This window comes from Corynebacterium occultum, assembly GCF_009734425.1.
GTDB lineage: Bacteria > Actinomycetota > Actinomycetes > Mycobacteriales > Mycobacteriaceae > Corynebacterium > Corynebacterium occultum.
In genome coordinates, this window is sequence record NZ_CP046455.1 from 670510 (window position 1) to 687687 (window position 17178).

Sequence of the window (17178 nt, forward strand, 5' to 3'; positions counted from 1 at the left end):
CATCCCTTTAAGCGATGGCTGCCTCGGCTGCCTCAATCACGTCCTCCGCTAGCAGCCTGGTGGCGGCACGCTCCGCGATCATGATGGTCGGGGCGTTGGTGTTGCCGGTCGGAATGGTCGGCATGATCGAGGCATCCGCGATACGCAGTCCCTTAAGGCCACGGACCCGGAAGGTGCGGGGATCGACCACGGCCTGCCCGTCAATACCCATGCGGCAGGTACCCACCTGGTGGTGGTAGGTCACTGCGGTGTTGCGGACATACTCCTCCAGATCCTCCGGGGAGTCGGAGACCTCTGGTCCCGGGTAGACCTCTTCGGTGCCCCATTCCGCCAGCGCCTGGGTGCGGCCCAGCTCACGGCACTGCCGGACGGATGCCACCAGGGAATCCACATCGGCCTGGTCGCGCAGTGCACCGAGGTCAATGTTGATCGGATCCTCCGGGTTCGGGCCACTCAGCGTGATCTCACCCCGGGACTGGGGGCGGACGATCCCGGCCACCAGGGAGAACCCATTCTCCGGGCCGGACATGGAGTCCAGGAAGTACATGGGAAGAGAGAAGTGGATCGGCTGGGTGTCCGGGACCTCAAGATCGGGCTGACTCTTCCAGAAGAGGTGGGTTTCTGCTGCCGCGATGCCACACTCCGGGACCGGCTTATTCTTCGTGGTGAAGATGACGGGGGAGAGCAGGTGATCATGCAGGTTCTTACCCACGCCGGGCAGGTCATGGATGGGCTCCACCCCAGCCTCATGCAGCTCTGCGGCCGGTCCGATACCGGAGCGCAGCAGGATCTCCGGGGACCCGATCGCTCCGGCGGTGAGCACGGTTTCCCCGGCCCGCAGGATCTTCACCTCCCCCTCATGGCGGTACTCAACCCCGGTGACCACACCTTCCTCGACCAGGAGTCGCAGCACCTGCGCATCGGTGATGATCTGCAGGTTCTGGTGCTCTGCCACGGGCTTGAGGTAGGCGTGCCAGGTGTTGAAACGCTTGTCATCCCGGATATTGAGCTGCATCTTGGCCACCCCCTCAATCTCACCGGAGTTGTAGTCCTCATTCAATGCCATGCCCTGCTCCACCGCGCCATCGAGAATGGACTGCTGGATGGGGTTCAGCTCAAAGTTCTGGATCACGTCGAGCGGTCCTTCAGTACCCCGGTCCTCCGAGGCATCGCCATCATAGTTCTCGATGCTCTTGAACACCGGGAGCACCTCATCCCAACCCCAGCCCGGGCAACCGTTGTAGGCCCAGGCATCATAATCCTGCGGCACACCCCGCACCCAGATGGTGGCGTTCAGGGCGTGGGAACCACCCACGACCTTGCCGCGGGGCAGGTGAAGTCGACGATCATTACAGCCCTCCTGCTCGGTGGTGAAATAACCCCAGTCCTCCGGGCCATGCCAGAGACCCCCGGCGGCGGCGACATTCGCGATCATGGGGTTGATGTCCTGGCCACCGGCCTCCAGCACGGCCACGCGGTGACCGGCATCGAGTAGCCGCCGGGCGATGACATTACCGGCGGATCCGGCACCGACGATGAGGTAATCCAGCTGAGCTTCCATGAGTGGGCCTTTCCCGAAAATGAGTGATCTGAGTTTCATCACCCATATTGCCGTGCCTGATCTCACATGATTAGGCAATGGGTGCACGCCTGCTTGGCATTGGGTGCAGAGCGCTTATCGACGCCCCGCCAACACCGGAAAGCGGGCCACACCAGGAAAGGTGTGACCCGCTCTCAAGCCACCGGGGAAATCAGTTGGCGATGACCACGGAAGGCTGGGACTGCAACTCAAAACCGCGGTAGCCATCAGCCGCAATCTCCAGGGTCCGGCGGCGATAGTTACCCACCCCGCCCACATAGGGCAGGATCTGCCGGGACTTGCCCGCCACATTGGCACCCATGTACCAGGAGTTGGCCTGGGGGAAGAGCGTCTGGGCGGCTACCTCATTGACGTGTTCGCCCCACTCCGCCTCTGCCTCGGCGGAGGCCTCGATCCGGCTCAACCCCTGCTGATCGAGATGGGCGATGCAATCGGTGATCCACTCGACATGGTGTTCCAGGGAGACCATCATATTGCTCAACACTGAGGGACTGAGCGGACCCGTCACCGTGAAGAGGTTCGGGTAGCCGTTGATCATCAACCCCAGGTAGGTGGAGATCTTGTCGGCCCATTTCTCCCGCAGCAGACGACCCCCGGTGCCACGGATGTCGATCCGGCTCAGCGCACCGGTGATGGCATCGAAACCGGTGGCCAGGACGATGATGTCAACCTCATGGAGCCCTGCCTCGGTCTGCAGTCCCTGCTCGGTGACCTGGGTCAGCGGATCGCTGAGCAGATCCACCAGAGTGACATTGTCCCGGTTGTAGGTCTCGTAGTAGTTGGTATCGATGCAGAGTCGACGGGTCGCGATCGGATAGCTGGTGGGGGTCAAAGCCCTCGCGATATCCGGATCATCAACGCGTTCCGCGATCTTGGCGGCCACAAAGTCAGCGGCAGTACGGTTGGCCTCCTCCTGGAACATCTGGTCAGTGAAGATGCCCTGGAACTTGAAGGGGGAACCCTGGTTATAGACCGCGGAGAAGATCTCCTCACGCTCCTCCGCGCTGATCTCCAGAGCAGACTTACCGGAGTTCTCCAGAGCCAGACCATCCAGCGAGTCCCGGGCAGCGGCCCGGATCTGCGCTGCACTGCGCTTGAACTCCTCCGACTCCTCCCGGGACAACGGCCGGTTGAAGGCTGGCAAACTGTAGCTCGGGGTGCGCTGGAAAATGAAGAGCTCCTCCGCTGTCTTCGCCAGCTCCGGGATGACCTGGATACCGGAGGAACCGGTACCGATCACCGCAACCCGCTGCCCGGAGAAGTCCCGCTTCTCCTCCGGCCAGTCGAAGGTGCTGATGATCTCACCCCGAAAATTCTCCAGACCAGGAATATCCGGTGTCTTCGGCGCCGAGAGAGAACCCGTGGCCATGATGAGGAAACGAGAGGTGAAGGTCTGTCCAGCTGAAGTACTCAAGGTCCACTGGTGGGTGGACTCATCAAACTCCGCGGACTCCACCCACACCCCGAAGCGGATGTCCTTGCGGAGATCGAAACGATCCGCCACATGGCGGGCGTAGGAGAGCAGTTCTGGCTGCGCGGCATAACGCTCCGACCAGGTCCACTCCTCCTGGAGATCCTCATCGAAGGAGTAGGAGTAGTGCAGCGACTCGATATCGCAACGCGCGCCGGGGTAGCGGTTCCAGAACCAGGTTCCTCCGACATCTTCAGCAGCCTCCAGGACGGTGGCGTTCAGGCCGAGCTTGCGCAGGCGATGCAGGGCGTACATGCCGGACCAGCCGGCACCGACGATCAGGACCTCGGAGTCAAGGGAATGGGACATGTTCATCTCCTCCTGGAGTAGTCAGACGTTGAGGGATTGCTCGGCGCTAATCAGCTGGGACCTGAAGAAGTCACCGGCAGCTGAGAGTGCCTCACGCCCCTCGCTGAGCATGAAGCCAAAGAGGGGGAAGTCGTGGAAGAGCTGCGGCCCCACCTCCAGTCGGACGCTGGTTTCTGCGGCCGCCGCCCGCTTCGCCAGGCGGAAGGCATCATCCAGGAGAATTTCTGAGGAGCCGACGGTGATCATCAGGGGAGCCAGGCCGGAGAGATCGGCGAAGACCGGGGAAGCCAACGGATGGGTGGGATCCTGCCCACCGAGGTAGTAGGCGGCGGTCTTGAGCAGCCCCTCCTTATCCAGGAGCAGATCCTTCTCTGCGTTGCTCTCCACCGTCTCACCGGACAGTGTCAGGTCTGCCCAGGGGGAGAGCAGCCAGGCGGCGGCGGGCTGGGGCAGATCATTGCCCCGGATGGCCACCAGTAACGCGGCTGCCAGGCCACCACCGGCGGAATCACCGGCAACCAGGATGCGTTCAGCGGGATAGCCGGAATCCAGGAGGCCACGGTAGGCGTCGAGGGCATCATCGATCGCCGCCGGGAAGCGGTGTTCCGGGGCGAGGCGGTATTCCGGGGAGAAGAGGGCGGCATCGGAGGCCTGGGCCAGGCCACCGGAAAGGGAACTGTAGCCGTGGGCGGTGCCCACCACATATGCGCCACCGTGCAGGTAGAGGATTACCGGGGAGTCCGCTGCGGGACCCTCCGCCCAGATCCCCTCAATCCCATTGAAGGTGCGGGTTTCGAAGGTGAGGGCGGGATCTACCGGGAGGGAGGCCAATACTTCCTCGAATTTCCGGCGGACCACCAGGGCGTCATCCTTGAAATCGGGGCCCCCGGCGCGCTGGAGTTCCTGAATCTGCTGCAGCTCGGATGCGGTCATGATCTACACCTCTCTGATTGGTTCGGGGCCGATGTTCTGTTCCGGCCCCCGATACCTTTCAGTGTGGGGTGTCATGTCTCACATTCTTAGGGATTGCGTGCAGGGTGAATGTGATAGGCGTGCACGGAAAACTCAGGAGTATGCGAGGCGCTCTTGCGGTAGTTCGAGGGGGTTTCACCGAAGGTGGTGCGGAAGAGCCGGGAGAAGTGTCCGGCATCCAGGAATCCCCATCGGGCTGCGATGCCGGCGACGTTACGATCCATCAATAGCGGGTCTCGGAGGTCCTGTCGGCAGCGTTCCAGGCGCTGGGAGCGAACCCAGGCGGCGACGGTGCGGCCATCCTGTCGGAAGAGGTCATGCAGGTGTCGGACCGATATGTAGTGTGCGGCCGCGATGGAGGTCGGGGAGAGTTCGGGATCGGCGAGATTCTGCTCGATGTGGTTCTGGATCTTCCGGAGGGTCAGGGCATGTGGTTCAGCGGCGGGTGCCTGGTCGAGTTCGGTGGCGAGCAGTGAACCGATGAGGTCCAGTCCAGCTCGGGCGAGGCGTTGTCCTGCCGGGCCATTCAGGGAGAGCAGGTTTTTATCGAGGGTGTGCAGGTAGTCGGAGACGATGGAGGTCAGTCCGGAATCTGCCTCTAATTTCAGGCCGGCCAGTTCTGGTGCGTCCGGGGCGAGGGCACGCACGGCCTCCCGAGGAAACATGGCCACCAGCATGGTGTAGTCCTCTGATTGCACCAGTGTGTAGGGGCGGGAGGTGTCGTAGAGGGTCACGTCACCGGGTTGGAGCAGGAGTTCCCGGCCGTCCTGAACCAGCATGCTCTGGCCCTGGAGATGGAGGGAGAGTTTGAGATAGTGCCCATCGGAACCGGAGATCAGGCTCTGGCGGCGTTCGACGATATGCGGGGAAGAGGAGATCCGGGACATGTGCAGTCCCACGGCACCTGCGGCACGGAGGGAACCGGCGAAGGGGGCCCGTTCCGTCGGGGCGATGCGCAGAGGTGGAAATACCTTGGCCACACAGGCTTTCCATTTTTCCAGGCCCTCTTTGCTGATGGAGAAGGATTCCTCATATTTGGTTCTGTGGAGCTCAGACATCGACACTCTCTTTCACGGGACACCCGCCACCGCCAATGGCGCTGGTCACATTGATTCCATAAAGTTACCCAGATTAAAGCTGAATGTCACGGGTTTGGGATACCGCGGAATATGGGTAGGTGGCATTCCTGCTGTCAGGGATGGTTCGTGAGTTATGAGAAATGCAGAAGGCGCATCCATGCCCCAGGAGCGGTGAAAACGGGTGAATTTGGGGCTGGATGCGCAATCTCTTATCTCCCCGGCAACCCCACCCCGAAAACAATAAAAGGCGGTCCCAGGGGGCTCTCAACCCCTTGGGCCCGCCCTCATTCAAGGCAGGAAAACTTAGTTGGAGGCGTTCTCGATGGCTGCCTTCATGTCTGCGGTGGCCTGGTCAACATCCACGTCACCGTTGATGGCGGCGTAGGCGTTATCCTGGATGGCCTTGGAGATGGCGGTGTAGAAGGGGGAGACGGGTCGCGGTGAGGCGTTCTCCAGGGATTCCTTCAGGGCCGGGAGGTAGGGGTACTTCTCCACCAGTTCCTCATCGTCGTAGATGGTGGCGAGTACCGGCGGGAAGGAGTTGTCGGCGAACCAGGTCTGGTTCTCCTCGTTGATGATGAACTCGATGAAGTCCCGGGCGGTGGCCTTGTTCTCTGAGTTGATGTTGATGCCGTTGTTGTAGCCACCCAGGGTGGACACGCCGACCCCGTCCTGGCCGACCAGCGGCTGAACCTCGAAGTTGCCGGCGACGGCGGAGCCCTCAGCCTCGGCGTTGGTGAACATGTAGGGCCAGTTGATGGCGTAGGCGGTGTCACCCTCGGTGAAGGCCAGGTTGGTCTCCTCCTCGGTGGCGGCGGTGGAGGCGGCGGCGATGGTGCCGTCCTCATAACCGTCGACCAGTGCCTGCAGGCCGGCCTTGGATTCATCGGAGTCGACGACCACGTTGCCGTCATCGTCCAGGACGGAGCCGCCCCAGCCCTCCATGAAGCCGATGGTGTTCACGGTCAGGCCCTCGTACTGCTTGAGCTGCAGGGTGAGGCAGTCGACGTTGGCTTCCTCGGCCTGGCCACAGGATTCGGCGAGTGCCGCCCAGTTGTCGGGGGCCTCGGGGATGATCTCGGTGTTGCGGTAGAGCACCTGGCCGTTGGTGTTCTGCGGCAGGGCGTAGAGGGTGTCGTTATAGGTGGCGGATTCCACGGTGGATTCCAGCAGGCCGGAGGTGTCGATCTCGAGGTCGTCCTCGAGCGGGGCGAGCCACTGGTTGGCGGCGAAGTCGGCGGTCCAGATGACGTCGAGGGCCATGACGTCGTAGTCGGCGTTGCCGGCCTGGAGGGACTGGACCAGGGTTTCGCGCTGGGCGTCGGCCTCACCGGCGAGTTCGTTGAGGGTGACCTCCTCGTCGGGGTGCTCTTCATTCCACTTGTCGATGATCGGGATGATCTTGTCGGTGTCATTCTTGCCCATCGCGAAGGTGATGGGGCCGCGGCCGTCGGCGTTGTCCACGGCCGGGGCGTCGGCGCTCTCGGTTTCGGAGGAGGTGCAGCCGGCGAGTGCGACGGCGGCGAAGAGGGTGGTTACGGCGAGGGATACGCCAGCCTTGCGGGAAGATGTGAACATGAAGTCACCTTTCTTAGCAACAGTTGACTTCAACTTATGATCTGGAGCACTCCCAACGGGGCGGAATGCCTTAAATCACCCCCGCGCTAGGGTGAAATTTTTTAAGGGCGGGGGAGGCCACGCAGCAGCCTTTCGAGGGCGTCGATAAGCTCCAGCACCAGCCCCCAGCGTAGCTCCAGGGGCCATTCGCGGCGCGAGACCGGATTGAGGCGGCGGGCCAGCCAACGCGGTAGAAATCCGCCCCCGCGCTGATCGACGCGCCTGCCCACCAGGTAGGCGACCAGCTCCAGTTCGCGGCGGGTGAGCTTGGGTTCCGGTGCTCCGGCGAGGATCTCGGCCAGGCCCTGCAGGATCATCCCGAAAAGTTCGGTGCGGGGCAGGTCGGAGTAGAGGGAGATCACCGACTCCTCCAGCAGATAATCCCGCTCCTCCTCATTGACGGGGAAGGGAAGCATCAGGGGCGGCTCGATCAACCGCATACCGGAGCAGAGCTGGGGAATATCGGCCAACAGCATGAGCTGATGGGGATTCAGGCGGGCGGTGACCTCCGGGGCGAAATTCCGGTCCAGGGAGTGGAAACGGAAAGGGGCGGCGGGCAGGGGGTTGAAATCATGGCGGGGATCCCACTCCGGGTCATCCGCCCCGGCCGAGAGGTGCTCCACCTGATCCTCATGGAGGTGGCCCTGACGGGAGAAGGTGTCCTTGGGGAGGAAACCGCGGTGCCGCCATTCCTCCCGGGTGAGGTAGAGCTGCAGCACCAGGCCCTCCCGGTCCTCTGGATTGCTCACCGCATCCAGACCCCAGTGCCGGGCACCGGACTCCGCCGCCCGGAGGCAGTCGAGGACAGTCATGTCGGGGCGGGTGGCCAGGACGTGGGCCAGCCAGCATTCGAAACGCCCATGATCGGCGTCATCACGGTAGGCCTCGATGATGGGCTGGGCTTTGTCGAAAGCAGTGGGCATGGGCACTCTCCTCTGGGATGGGGTATCCCCACAGTTCAGCGCAGGGGCGGGACATGCTGGCCAGGAAATATGGAAATCTGTTCGAAAACCACCGTTATTTCAGGGGGCTACACGAAGGTGGCAGGAGCATGTAGCGTGGGCCACACACGAGAACTGAGCAGGTTCGGCAACTTTCCCCCCGCTGCTTCTCCCTGGTGGGCCCCCCTGTTGCACCGGCTCAGGGCCGCCTAGGAGAGGAACCACCATGCACATCAAGCCCCGATCCACCACCAGTCTCATGACCCGCGCCGCTATCGCCGCACTCAGTGCCGCCAGCCTGATCACCCTCAGTGCCTGCGCCACCGAAGATCAGAACGCCGATCAAACGGAGCAGGACACCGTCACCCTCAACACCGCCACCGAACCGGACACCACGCCTGGTGCGATGGATGGGGATGCTGAGCTCAGTGCCAGCGTCATCAATGCCGAAGATGCAAACCTGGGATCCGTCAACTTCAACGAGGAGGATGGTGCGGTCCAGATCGATCTGGAACTGAGCGGCCTGGAGCCTGGCTTCTATGGGCTGCACATCCACCAGATCGGGGAGTGTGAGACAGATAGTGCCGCCCCGGATGACCCGGAGAACACCGGTGACTTCCTCTCTGCCGGCAGTCATATCGGTGCCGGGGATGCCGAGCACCCCGATCATCCCGGTGACCTGCCTCAGCTGCTGGTGAAGGAATCCGGGGAGGCCGTCATGTCCTTCGAGACGGACCGCCTGACCCTGGCGGACCTCTCGGATGAGGATGGTGCAGCCCTGATGATCCACTCTGATCCGGACAACTACGCCAATATCCCGGAACGCTATGCCGCGGAGGGTGCCGATGATGATTCCCGGAGCACCGGGGATGCGGGCAGCCGCCTGGCCTGCGGGGTCATCGCCACCAGTTAGTTGAGACGCTCCCCGCTCTCCGGGTCAAAGCGGTGCGCCACCCCCGGATCGAAGGCGAAGCGGATCGAATCACCGGGGGAGGGCACTGCCCCGCCACGCAGGCGGGCGACCACCCGGTTGCCCTCCCAGTTGGCGTAGACGAAGCTTTCCGAACCCAGTTCCTCCACGATGTCCACGGTGCCCCGGAGTTCGCGCTGCCCGGCAGGTGCCTCCCCCTCGAGCACCATCATGTGCTCGGGGCGGACCCCCAGGGTGACCCCATCGGCGGGGAAGAGGCTCATGGCGGGCGAGCCGATGAACCCGGCGACGAATTCATTGACGGGGGAGTCATAAAGCTCCCGGGGTGGGGCGACCTGCTGCAGCAGACCGTCCTTGAGTACCGCGACGCGATCCCCCATGGTCATGGCCTCCACCTGGTCATGGGTGACGTAGACGGTGGTGGTGCCGAGGCGACGCTGCAGGGCAGCAACCTCGGAGCGGGTCTGCACCCTCAGCTTGGCATCCAGGTTGGACAGGGGCTCATCCATGAGGAAGACCTTGGGGTTGCGCACCAGGGCCCGGCCCATGGCCACCCGCTGTCGCTGACCGCCCGAAAGATCCTTCGGCTTGCGGTCCAGGAATTCACTCAGGCCGAGGATCTCAGCGGCCTCATTGACCTTCGCATCAATCTCGGCCTGCGGCAGCTTGGCCAGTTTCAGGGCAAAACCCATGTTCTTGGCCACCGACATATGCGGATAGAGGGCATAGTTCTGGAAGACCATGGCGATGTCACGGTCCGCCGGTTCCTGCCCGGTGACGTCCTGACCGTCGATCAGGATCTGCCCGGACTCCACCTCCTCCAGGCCGGCAAGTGCACGCAGAGTGGTGGACTTTCCGCAGCCGGAGGGGCCGACGAGCACCAGGAACTCCCCGTCGGCGATGTCGAGGTTGAGTTCGTGGACGGTGGGGCGTTCCGCACCGGGGTAGCGGATGGTGACATTTTCAAAAGAAACCGTAGCCATGCTTTAGAAACTAGCAGTTGGCGGGGAGCGTCGGGGCACAAATTCCCCGGGAAAACCGCTGCCCTGCGGTGGGGCGGAGCTTATTGATGCCGCGGGCTGGCCGCCCCGCGCACTTTTAACGGCCCTGGGTCTCAACCAGCCGGGTGGTGTTCTCCGCGGTTTTGATGCTGGAGATGACGAACTCAAGGAAGAGCCGGATTCCCACCAGGTGGAAAAGAGCCACCACGGTGATCGGGATCCATCCGAACAGCAGCCATCCGATGCCCGCTCCAGCAGAACCATCGACGAGGAAGCCCAGGACAGGCAGGACCCAGCCCAGGAAAAGTGCGATGCCAGCTATGGCGATGGCCAGGATGTAGATGAACTTGGCAAATTTCAGGGAGATGAAGTTGTCGAAATTGACATCAAAGAGCGCACCGAGGAATCCCTTGGCCGCCTTCGCCGGGGCCGCGTAGTTCTGCTGCTGGGGATCCGGGTACTGCTGGTACTGGTACTGCTGGTAGGCCGAGCTCTCATAGGGAAACTGGGCAGAGGGACCGTAGCTGGTGTCCCCGGAGGGATCTACGGGGTTGTTCTCGAAAGGATTTTCCGACCCAGAATTGGGAGCAGTCATATTAACGCTTTCTAATTAAGCAATCAGGACAGAGATAGTTTAATCAGGAAACATATTCATGAAGGGTTAAAGGTATAGGGGGTAGAACATGAGGGGGTGAATGGGCCCAAGGTGAGGTGGAGGGAGGTGAGGTTCAGGTGGGTTGCTCTTCTCCTTGCCGGGACACCCCACTGGCGTTCCCCGGCTCCGCCTTCTGCGCTGAGCCGGGGTTAGGGAAGCTGCTTTTAAGCCGCGTCCTCCAGCCGGCCTGCCGCCTGGGCCACATAGGAGGCCACTTCTACGGGGGAGGTGACATGGCTGAAATGATTCAGGCCCCGCATCTCACTGAGTTCCGCTTCGGGAAGTAATTCAGTGAGCAGTTTTGTGGAGCGCTGCAGCATGGGAGTGGTCTTGGTGCCCACCAGGAAGTGCATCTTCTCACCCGGCAGAGTGCGGTAGCGGCGGTGATCAAAACCAAGCGCATCAATCTGCTCGAACTCCCTGGTCCAGGTCGGGGCCAGCGACACCAGCTGCGGCCAGAGGGGACTCTGCGCGATCTGCTCCACCGCCTCCGCCGGAAGGTCAACCATCCCGATCATGGCGATCCGCATCGCCCGGTCATGATCCCCGGCCTCAATGGCCGCCCGGTAGTCCACCAGATACTCACCAGCCACCAGTCGGTCCAGGTTCAGGGGCGGCTCGAAGAGGAAGAGCTCCGCCTGAATCCCATGCGTGAGAGCATGCTGCAGTGCACAGAGAGCCCCGTAGGAGTGGGCCAGAACCCGCGCCCCGGGGCAGGCCACCTTGAGGATGGCCTGCAGGTCCTCGACCTCGGTGGCGATGGAGTACTCGGGGTGATCGCCACTATTTCCCCGGCCCCGACGGTCATAGAGGTAGACGGTGAAATATTTGGCCAGCTCCCGGGCGCAGTCCTGCCACTGCTCCATATTTCCCACACTGCCGGTGACCACCACCAGCGCGGGGCCCACTCCCTGCACCTGGTATGCGATCTGGGTGCCGTCTGGGCTGGTGGTGTGCTCGATCTTCGGGGTGAATGTCATGGTGCCGGATCCTCCCGGATGTCCGAAGGGGGTGCCTTTTTTCCAGTGTAGGGGGCGGCAGGGTAATGGTCTACGGTTTCTGCGGCAATGATCCCGCGTCCCTGGCAGTATGAGTTACATCGGATCTTTCTTGATCTAGACTGAGGGTATTCTCCACCTTCTGATCCACCGGTTTTCCCAGATCTGCATCCCCGCCAGGAGGCTGCTATGCCAAGAAAATCACTGATCACCCTCGCAGCTCTGAGCGCATGCTGCAGCGCTGCGCTCTCTGCCTGCATCTCAATTCCCGCCGACTCCATCGGCACCCTCGAACGCGCCCGGGACGGGACCCTCGTGGTCGGGGTCTCCGAGCATCACCCCTGGACGGATGTCTCCGAAGACGGGGAGTACTCCGGCTCGGAGGTGGACCTGATTGAGGGTTTCGCTGAAAGCATCAATTCCGAGATCGAATGGCACACTGCCCCGGAGTCGGTACTCGCCGGGCAGATCAAGGAAGATGAGCTCGACATCATCATCGGCGGGCTGGCCGCCTCCTCACCCTGGATGACCCACATGGCCTTGACCCGCCCCTACGCCAAGGTCGGCGAGGAGGACATGGTGATGGGCGTGCGCCTGGGTGAAAACGCATTGTTGGTGGCCCTCGAACGCCACCTGGCACAGGAACACGGTGAGATCTGATGTCCCCCAGTACTGAACCGGGCGTAGGCTCCGGCATCGAAAGCCTGCCGGAGAAACAGCGGGAAATCCTGCACAAGGCGGTCCGCCTGGAATGGATCACCATCGCCTGGATCCTGGTCACCGTCGTCTCGGTCGGCCTGGTGGCCGGACAATCCCAGGCGATGCGCAGCGCCTGGTTCGAGGACATGATCTCCCTGGTCCCGCCCATCGCCTTCCTGATCGCCACCCGCATCATCAAGAACCCACCCAACCGCAGACACCCCTATGGCCCACACCGCGCGATCGCCGTGGCCCACCTCGTGGCCGGACTCGCCCTCTTCGTCATGGGTGCCTACCTGGTCTATGAATCCCTCTCTGCCCTGCTCAAACAGGAGAAACCCCCGGTTGGCCTGCTCGTTCTCTTCGGCCAGGACATCTGGTCCGGCTGGCTCATGATCGCCGTCATGGTGCTCACCTCCATCCCCATGGTGATCATCGGCCGCATCAAACTGAAACTGGCAGAACCCCTGCATGACAAGGTCCTCTACGCCGACGCGGACATGGCCAGAGCCGACTGGGGAACCGCACTGGCCACCATCGTCGGCGTGCTCGGCATCGGCCTCGGTTTCTGGTGGGCGGACTCCGTGGCCGCCCTGGTGATCTCCGCATCCATCCTCCGGGACGGTGTCAGCAATATCCGGGCGGCCATCGAAGGGCTTTCCGACGCCCGCGCCACCCGCTACGACAACTCCGGCCCCCACCCCCTCGGCGAGGAAGTGGAGGACCTGGCAGGAAAGTTCAGCTGGGTCGAACAGGCCCGGGCCCGGGTCCGCGACCAGGGGCACGTCTTCCACACCGAAATGTTTGTGGTGCCCGTCCAGGGGCACATCCCGAGTCTGGGGGAGCTGGCGGAGCTGCAACAACAGATCATCGATCTGGACTGGAAATTCCAGGACGTGGTGGTGGTTCCCGTCCGGGAACTCAACCCCCGGCAGGTGCCGGCGGACTAACAACGAGGAACATCAACTGCGGCAATACTGTGGCCGAACTGCCGTCTCGGCGTAATTCCCGTCCATTCTTTTTTCCACATGCCACCTATAGGCTTGCCCCTACAGCTGGTCCGCGACTCAGCGACCGGTGGAACCCGAAAAGGGAAGTGCCATGCACAAGACCTCAAAAGACATGGTGACAGAAGCCAAAGGGAAGATCCAGAACCTGGATCCGGCACAGGTGGCGGCAGAACAGGAAGACGGGGCGATGCTCGTCGACCTGAGAGATGAACCGGAGATCCGCGAAAACGGTCGTATCCCCGGAGCTGTACACATCCCCCGCGGAATGCTCGAATTCCGAGCAGACCCCACCAGCCCCTACCACGATGAATCGCTCAACCCCGAGCAACGGGTGATCCTGCACTGCGCCAGCGGTGGCCGCTCTGCACTTGGTGCGGTAACTCTCCAGGAGATGGGATACACCAACGTCGCACACCTGGACGGTGGCTTCAAAGGGTGGATGGAACAGGGCCAGCCGGTGGAAAACGGTTAGTCCTGACTAGAGCCGGTGGGTGACCTTCTCCGCCGCAGCGATCTGATCCAGACGCTCCGCAGTCGCCATGCCGGCCACCACCACCGCAGAACCACCCACCGCCAAAGGCTCCAGCACCAGACGACGGAAACTCTCCTTATCCGACCAACCGGTGCTCAAGACCCGCGCGCCGGATTCGATATCGGAGTCGAACTGCTCGGAGAGGGGAGTGGTGGGTGGGAAGAACTGGTCGCCGTAGAAACGCACCGAGGGGCCGAAATCGATCATCCCGCGGGGCAGCTCACCGCCTGATTCGACCACACCCCGGCCGAAGGGGTCATCGGTGACCAGGACGATGTCGCCCTCCTCGTGTGCCTCGGCACGCTCCGGGGCGGTGAACACGGCGTCGCCAAGCTCCTCGCCGAAACGCGTATCGACGCCCGCGGCCAGCGCCCCCAGCACGATCACCGCCGCCTGCCAGCTGATCGGCAGATCAATGGTGATGGTCGAATCCTCGTCCAGATCCAGCTCCTCCAGCAGCATGTTGCCCACCTTCGCAGCCCAGTTGTCCAGGGTCTGGGCGGAGAAATCCAGGCGGGCCCCGGTATTTTCGTTGTAGACGGTCAGGCGCGGGGCGGCCGGATCAGCGTTGAGCAGGTGTGAGAGCAATTCCATGAACCCCACTCTAGGCAAATGTGGTCCGGAAGCGCCGTGAGGTGACCCCACTGCAGGAGGCCTTGTTTCCATTTCGGGAGGGTGGAATGATGAAAGAACCTGTTGTTTGCTCCTCAAAACTTTCCATTAAGGATCAGTCATGAGCATCCACGTCCAACAACCGCAGCCCTATGACATTGTCAGCGACAACATCCAGATCGCCGGAGTAGCCGGCGGAGCCTTCGAAGCCAGCTACAACTACCGCATCACCGAAGGCCACGATGAAGTCACCGGCCACTTCATGGCAGGAGATGGTGCTGGTGGCCACGGCCAGTTCCAGATCACAGCGGACATCACCGGTTCCGCCATGAAATTCGTGGTGGCCTATGTGGAGATCTACCACACCTCCGCCCGGGACGGCTCACCCCTGGACCGGGTGGTGGTGCCGGTGATCCTGGGAACCAGAATCGTGCCCGGCTACACCACCTACCTGGAACATGTGGTCCGCAGCGGAGAAACCCTCTGGGCCATCGCACAGCAGCACTACGGCAACGGCAACCTCTATCACCGCCTGGTCACCGCCAACCCCTCGATCACCAACCCCAACGTGATCCACGCAGGAGATGTGATCAGGGTGCCGCGGGATAATTAACCTGCTCTGCCGCCGGCGAAGCGGATATCTTAGTTCCTGGCTCGAAGCCTTAGCTGCAGTTCCAAGTCCTCCAAATTTTACTTGGTGTTGAGCAGCTGACGCAGGGCATCCCTAGTTTCCGCATCCGAGGAATAGATATAGGTGCCAATCATTCCACGAGTCAGCAGCACCTTATATATATGGCGGACAAGTTCATCAAATAACTCATCCGGAACCTGTTTGCGGAAACGGAAGCCGGGATCTTTATTGGCACTTCTATCGGTCACGAATCGGCCATCGCGCCAGAGGATATCAGGGCCCAGAATTACACCAGACCAGTCGTATTCGAAACCCTGAGCTGTGTAAACACAACCCACCTGGCCAAATCCACCAGCCTGAGTAGCCCATAGTGCAGAGGGCGGAGCCTCACCTACCCGCCGTTCCTCCTTGGAATTCCATGGGCGGGCCCAGTCTCCGATCTGGATGTCTGGGTAAAGTTCGTCTGCCCCCTTCTCTGCATCTGACCAGGGCCAACAATATCCGGCGCTCATTCGTGCGGAATAACCTTCGGCGAATTTTTTAGATAAAAGCCTCTCAAGTTCCCATGGGCTGTCCACCACTTCGACGTGAAATGGGTCTGAAGCAGGCAAGCTGGCTTCCGCAGGAGGCTCATCTGTCAGTCCAAGGATCTGCTGGACCCAGTCCACGAATGGAGCGCTACCACCGCAGCGGAACTGCTCCCCGAGTGAGATATGGTGCACCTCCAGTCCCAGACTCTCCGCGTGTTGTGTGATTTCTTCGATTGATCCCATCTCCCCATGACGAACCACTTGATTCTCGTCGAGGAGAAACACCGGAACCCGGGCGGCATTGATCAATTCATTGACCTGGGGCTCAGTGCTCCGTTTAGCTTTCGGGGTATACCGGTTGTTGGAAGTCTCCCGGATGCGATGAGCTTCATCAGCAATGAGAACGTCCAGACTATTTGGCTCTGCATCAGTGAACTGGTTGAAATATTTAAAGAGGGACTGAACATCCCTATTCCGGAATCCTGCGACCTTGCGAAGGGTGGTAGTGAAGGAACGAGAACCAGTTGCGTGAAGGACTGTCTTATTCTGCCGTGCCAGTTCACCGAGTAAAGACAAGGCGATGACTGATTTTCCACTGCCGGGCCCTCCAGAAATCACCAAGACCCGCTTATGGTTACTCTGCTGGGCACGCTTCACCTCATGCAGCACCATGTCCACGGCCAGCTGCTGTTCCCCCAGCAGCACAAACTGTTCCTGATGTTTGATCTCATCCGCTGCAACTTTGAGCAACTGGGTGGATGGTGCAACTGCAGAGCCAAGCAGAGTATCAGCGGACTGGACCCCGGAGGTTTCTCCACTCAAATTCTCGCGCAGGAAATCGTGGAATCTGCCACGTGAGGCAGCGCTGAACAGGCGACAGTTCTCTTCAAAAGCAAGGCTCTCCAACTCCTCAATTGCATGGGGACTGGTTGCGTTATGAAGATACGCTGCAGCTCGGATCCACTCTTCTTTTCCCTCAAGGACACGAAGATAATTAGCGAGATACCTACGATATCCGGAAACCTGTCGAACAGGATGGGTACGGGGACCTGCAACACCTGGAACCGAGACGAGCTCCGGATCATCCTCGTATAGGCGGGCCTCTGACCATTGCTTCAACTCAATGATGATGTAGGAGGGTGCGCCAGTTTCTGGGTGGGTGCCAGCGAGGATTGCGTCTACCCGCTTAGAGGTCAGGGGGAGTGCATATTCGATGAGAACTTCGACATTGCCGAGTCCGGCTTCCATGAGGTCGGCGGCCAGCACCGGAAGGCTGGCTTTCCATGAGCGTTTCTCAGGCTCACTCGGCCTGGTATGCATCGTATACAGCATTTGAGCGAGTAGTCGTTCAACGAGTGAATCAGAGGATTCACTTATCTGAGCCAGCTCACGAGCTGACATTCTCAGCAGAGTCACTTTTGAGTCTTCTCCAGGGCACGGTTAACCGTGCGACATGGAGGCGTGTCTTTACTGAAAGTGCAGTGAGAAGCCTGTCGGGGTCGCCTTTCATGGAAAACGTTATCAGAGGTGAGCTTTCTGACCTGATCATGGCAGAATTTAGGGGTCAAAAAGGGGCTGAGTGTGCGTGCT

16 protein-coding genes are annotated in these 17178 nt (G+C 61.3%); 5 read left to right on the forward strand and 11 right to left on the reverse strand.

Annotated elements, in window-relative coordinates; translation table 11 throughout:
* Nucleotides 1-7 precede the first annotated feature (7 nt).
* The 6 genes from COCCU_RS03175 to COCCU_RS03200 all read right to left on the reverse strand — a co-directional run bounded on the left by COCCU_RS03175 (nucleotide 8) and on the right by COCCU_RS03200 (nucleotide 7971).
* On the reverse strand, nucleotides 8-1561 hold the full coding sequence (locus COCCU_RS03175) for a GMC family oxidoreductase (RefSeq protein ID WP_156230185.1): 1554 nt from the start codon (nucleotides 1559-1561) through the stop codon (nucleotides 8-10).
* Nucleotides 1562-1751: 190 nt separating this feature from the next.
* The gene (locus COCCU_RS03180) at nucleotides 1752-3380 is read right to left on the reverse strand and encodes a flavin-containing monooxygenase (protein ID WP_269434468.1); all 1629 of its coding nucleotides are present in this window, start codon (nucleotides 3378-3380) and stop codon (nucleotides 1752-1754) included.
* Nucleotides 3381-3401: 21 nt separating this feature from the next.
* Complete coding sequence (locus tag COCCU_RS03185) at nucleotides 3402-4313, reverse strand: alpha/beta hydrolase (RefSeq protein WP_156230187.1); 912 nt, start codon at nucleotides 4311-4313, stop codon at nucleotides 3402-3404.
* A gap of 86 nt (nucleotides 4314-4399) precedes the next feature.
* The gene (locus COCCU_RS03190; RefSeq protein WP_156230188.1) at nucleotides 4400-5410 is read right to left on the reverse strand and encodes an AraC-like ligand-binding domain-containing protein; all 1011 of its coding nucleotides are present in this window, start codon (nucleotides 5408-5410) and stop codon (nucleotides 4400-4402) included.
* 324 nt (nucleotides 5411-5734) lie between these two features.
* Nucleotides 5735-7009: an ABC transporter substrate-binding protein gene (locus COCCU_RS03195; protein ID WP_156230189.1), complete on the reverse strand. Its 1275-nt coding sequence runs from the start codon at nucleotides 7007-7009 to the stop codon at nucleotides 5735-5737.
* Nucleotides 7010-7110: 101 nt separating this feature from the next.
* The gene (locus tag COCCU_RS03200) at nucleotides 7111-7971 is read right to left on the reverse strand and encodes a hypothetical protein (RefSeq protein ID WP_156230190.1); all 861 of its coding nucleotides are present in this window, start codon (nucleotides 7969-7971) and stop codon (nucleotides 7111-7113) included.
* A gap of 244 nt (nucleotides 7972-8215) precedes the next feature.
* On the opposite strand from COCCU_RS03200, the gene COCCU_RS03205 reads away from it, so the two are divergent.
* On the forward strand, nucleotides 8216-8902 hold the full coding sequence (locus tag COCCU_RS03205; RefSeq protein ID WP_156230191.1) for a superoxide dismutase family protein: 687 nt from the start codon (nucleotides 8216-8218) through the stop codon (nucleotides 8900-8902).
* On the opposite strand, the gene COCCU_RS03210 is transcribed toward COCCU_RS03205, so the two are convergent.
* The 3 genes from COCCU_RS03210 to COCCU_RS03220 all read right to left on the reverse strand — a co-directional run bounded on the left by COCCU_RS03210 (nucleotide 8899) and on the right by COCCU_RS03220 (nucleotide 11556).
* Entirely contained in the window at nucleotides 8899-9903 is a 1005-nt protein-coding gene (locus COCCU_RS03210) for an ABC transporter ATP-binding protein (RefSeq protein WP_156230192.1), read from the reverse strand. The genes COCCU_RS03205 and COCCU_RS03210 overlap by 4 nt on opposite strands.
* Nucleotides 9904-10018: 115 nt before the next feature.
* Nucleotides 10019-10516 carry a DUF4282 domain-containing protein gene (locus COCCU_RS03215; RefSeq protein WP_156230193.1) on the reverse strand — a complete coding sequence of 166 codons (498 nt, stop codon included), beginning with the start codon at nucleotides 10514-10516 and terminating at the stop codon, nucleotides 10019-10021.
* Nucleotides 10517-10740: 224 nt separating this feature from the next.
* Nucleotides 10741-11556: an alpha/beta fold hydrolase gene (locus tag COCCU_RS03220; RefSeq protein ID WP_156230194.1), complete on the reverse strand. Its 816-nt coding sequence runs from the start codon at nucleotides 11554-11556 to the stop codon at nucleotides 10741-10743.
* 207 nt (nucleotides 11557-11763) lie between these two features.
* Between COCCU_RS03220 and COCCU_RS03225 the strand changes: the two genes are divergently transcribed.
* From COCCU_RS03225 to COCCU_RS03235, 3 genes are all read left to right on the forward strand, one after another.
* Nucleotides 11764-12234, forward strand: a complete 471-nt coding sequence (locus COCCU_RS03225) for a transporter substrate-binding domain-containing protein (protein ID WP_156230195.1) — start codon at nucleotides 11764-11766, stop codon at nucleotides 12232-12234.
* Nucleotides 12234-13223: a cation diffusion facilitator family transporter gene (locus COCCU_RS03230; RefSeq protein ID WP_156230196.1), complete on the forward strand. Its 990-nt coding sequence runs from the start codon at nucleotides 12234-12236 to the stop codon at nucleotides 13221-13223. The genes COCCU_RS03225 and COCCU_RS03230 overlap by 1 nt, the downstream gene beginning before the upstream one ends.
* A 151-nt stretch (nucleotides 13224-13374) precedes the next feature.
* Nucleotides 13375-13755: a rhodanese-like domain-containing protein gene (locus COCCU_RS03235; RefSeq protein WP_156230197.1), complete on the forward strand. Its 381-nt coding sequence runs from the start codon at nucleotides 13375-13377 to the stop codon at nucleotides 13753-13755.
* Between the two features lie 6 nt (nucleotides 13756-13761).
* Here the strand turns inward: COCCU_RS03235 and COCCU_RS03240 are convergent, their stop codons facing one another.
* Nucleotides 13762-14409 (reverse strand): TIGR03089 family protein, encoded by a 648-nt coding sequence (locus COCCU_RS03240; RefSeq protein WP_156230198.1) that lies wholly within the window; start codon nucleotides 14407-14409, stop codon nucleotides 13762-13764.
* A gap of 139 nt (nucleotides 14410-14548) precedes the next feature.
* Between COCCU_RS03240 and COCCU_RS03245 the strand changes: the two genes are divergently transcribed.
* The gene (locus tag COCCU_RS03245) at nucleotides 14549-15040 is read left to right on the forward strand and encodes a Gmad2 immunoglobulin-like domain-containing protein (RefSeq protein ID WP_156230199.1); all 492 of its coding nucleotides are present in this window, start codon (nucleotides 14549-14551) and stop codon (nucleotides 15038-15040) included.
* Nucleotides 15041-15117: 77 nt separating this feature from the next.
* On the opposite strand, the gene COCCU_RS03250 is transcribed toward COCCU_RS03245, so the two are convergent.
* Nucleotides 15118-16989, reverse strand: coding sequence for a DUF2075 domain-containing protein (locus tag COCCU_RS03250; protein WP_231598842.1), 1872 nt, complete (start codon nucleotides 16987-16989; stop codon nucleotides 15118-15120).
* Between the last annotated feature and the right edge of the window lie 189 nt (nucleotides 16990-17178).

Coding starts and splice junctions, on each gene's coding strand:
- COCCU_RS03175 (WP_156230185.1), bottom strand. CDS start 1,561: ATGGAAGCTCAGCTGGATTACCTCATCGTCGGTGCCGGATCCGCCGGT.
- COCCU_RS03180 (WP_269434468.1), bottom strand. CDS start 3,380: ATGTCCCATTCCCTTGACTCCGAGGTCCTGATCGTCGGTGCCGGCTGG.
- COCCU_RS03185 (WP_156230187.1), bottom strand. CDS start 4,313: ATGACCGCATCCGAGCTGCAGCAGATTCAGGAACTCCAGCGCGCCGGG.
- COCCU_RS03190 (WP_156230188.1), bottom strand. CDS start 5,410: ATGTCTGAGCTCCACAGAACCAAATATGAGGAATCCTTCTCCATCAGC.
- COCCU_RS03195 (WP_156230189.1), bottom strand. CDS start 7,009: ATGTTCACATCTTCCCGCAAGGCTGGCGTATCCCTCGCCGTAACCACC.
- COCCU_RS03200 (WP_156230190.1), bottom strand. CDS start 7,971: ATGCCCACTGCTTTCGACAAAGCCCAGCCCATCATCGAGGCCTACCGT.
- COCCU_RS03205 (WP_156230191.1), top strand. CDS start 8,216: ATGCACATCAAGCCCCGATCCACCACCAGTCTCATGACCCGCGCCGCT.
- COCCU_RS03210 (WP_156230192.1), bottom strand. CDS start 9,903: ATGGCTACGGTTTCTTTTGAAAATGTCACCATCCGCTACCCCGGTGCG.
- COCCU_RS03215 (WP_156230193.1), bottom strand. CDS start 10,516: ATGACTGCTCCCAATTCTGGGTCGGAAAATCCTTTCGAGAACAACCCC.
- COCCU_RS03220 (WP_156230194.1), bottom strand. CDS start 11,556: ATGACATTCACCCCGAAGATCGAGCACACCACCAGCCCAGACGGCACC.
- COCCU_RS03225 (WP_156230195.1), top strand. CDS start 11,764: ATGCCAAGAAAATCACTGATCACCCTCGCAGCTCTGAGCGCATGCTGC.
- COCCU_RS03230 (WP_156230196.1), top strand. CDS start 12,234: ATGTCCCCCAGTACTGAACCGGGCGTAGGCTCCGGCATCGAAAGCCTG.
- COCCU_RS03235 (WP_156230197.1), top strand. CDS start 13,375: ATGCACAAGACCTCAAAAGACATGGTGACAGAAGCCAAAGGGAAGATC.
- COCCU_RS03240 (WP_156230198.1), bottom strand. CDS start 14,409: ATGGAATTGCTCTCACACCTGCTCAACGCTGATCCGGCCGCCCCGCGC.
- COCCU_RS03245 (WP_156230199.1), top strand. CDS start 14,549: ATGAGCATCCACGTCCAACAACCGCAGCCCTATGACATTGTCAGCGAC.
- COCCU_RS03250 (WP_231598842.1), bottom strand. CDS start 16,989: ATGTCAGCTCGTGAGCTGGCTCAGATAAGTGAATCCTCTGATTCACTC.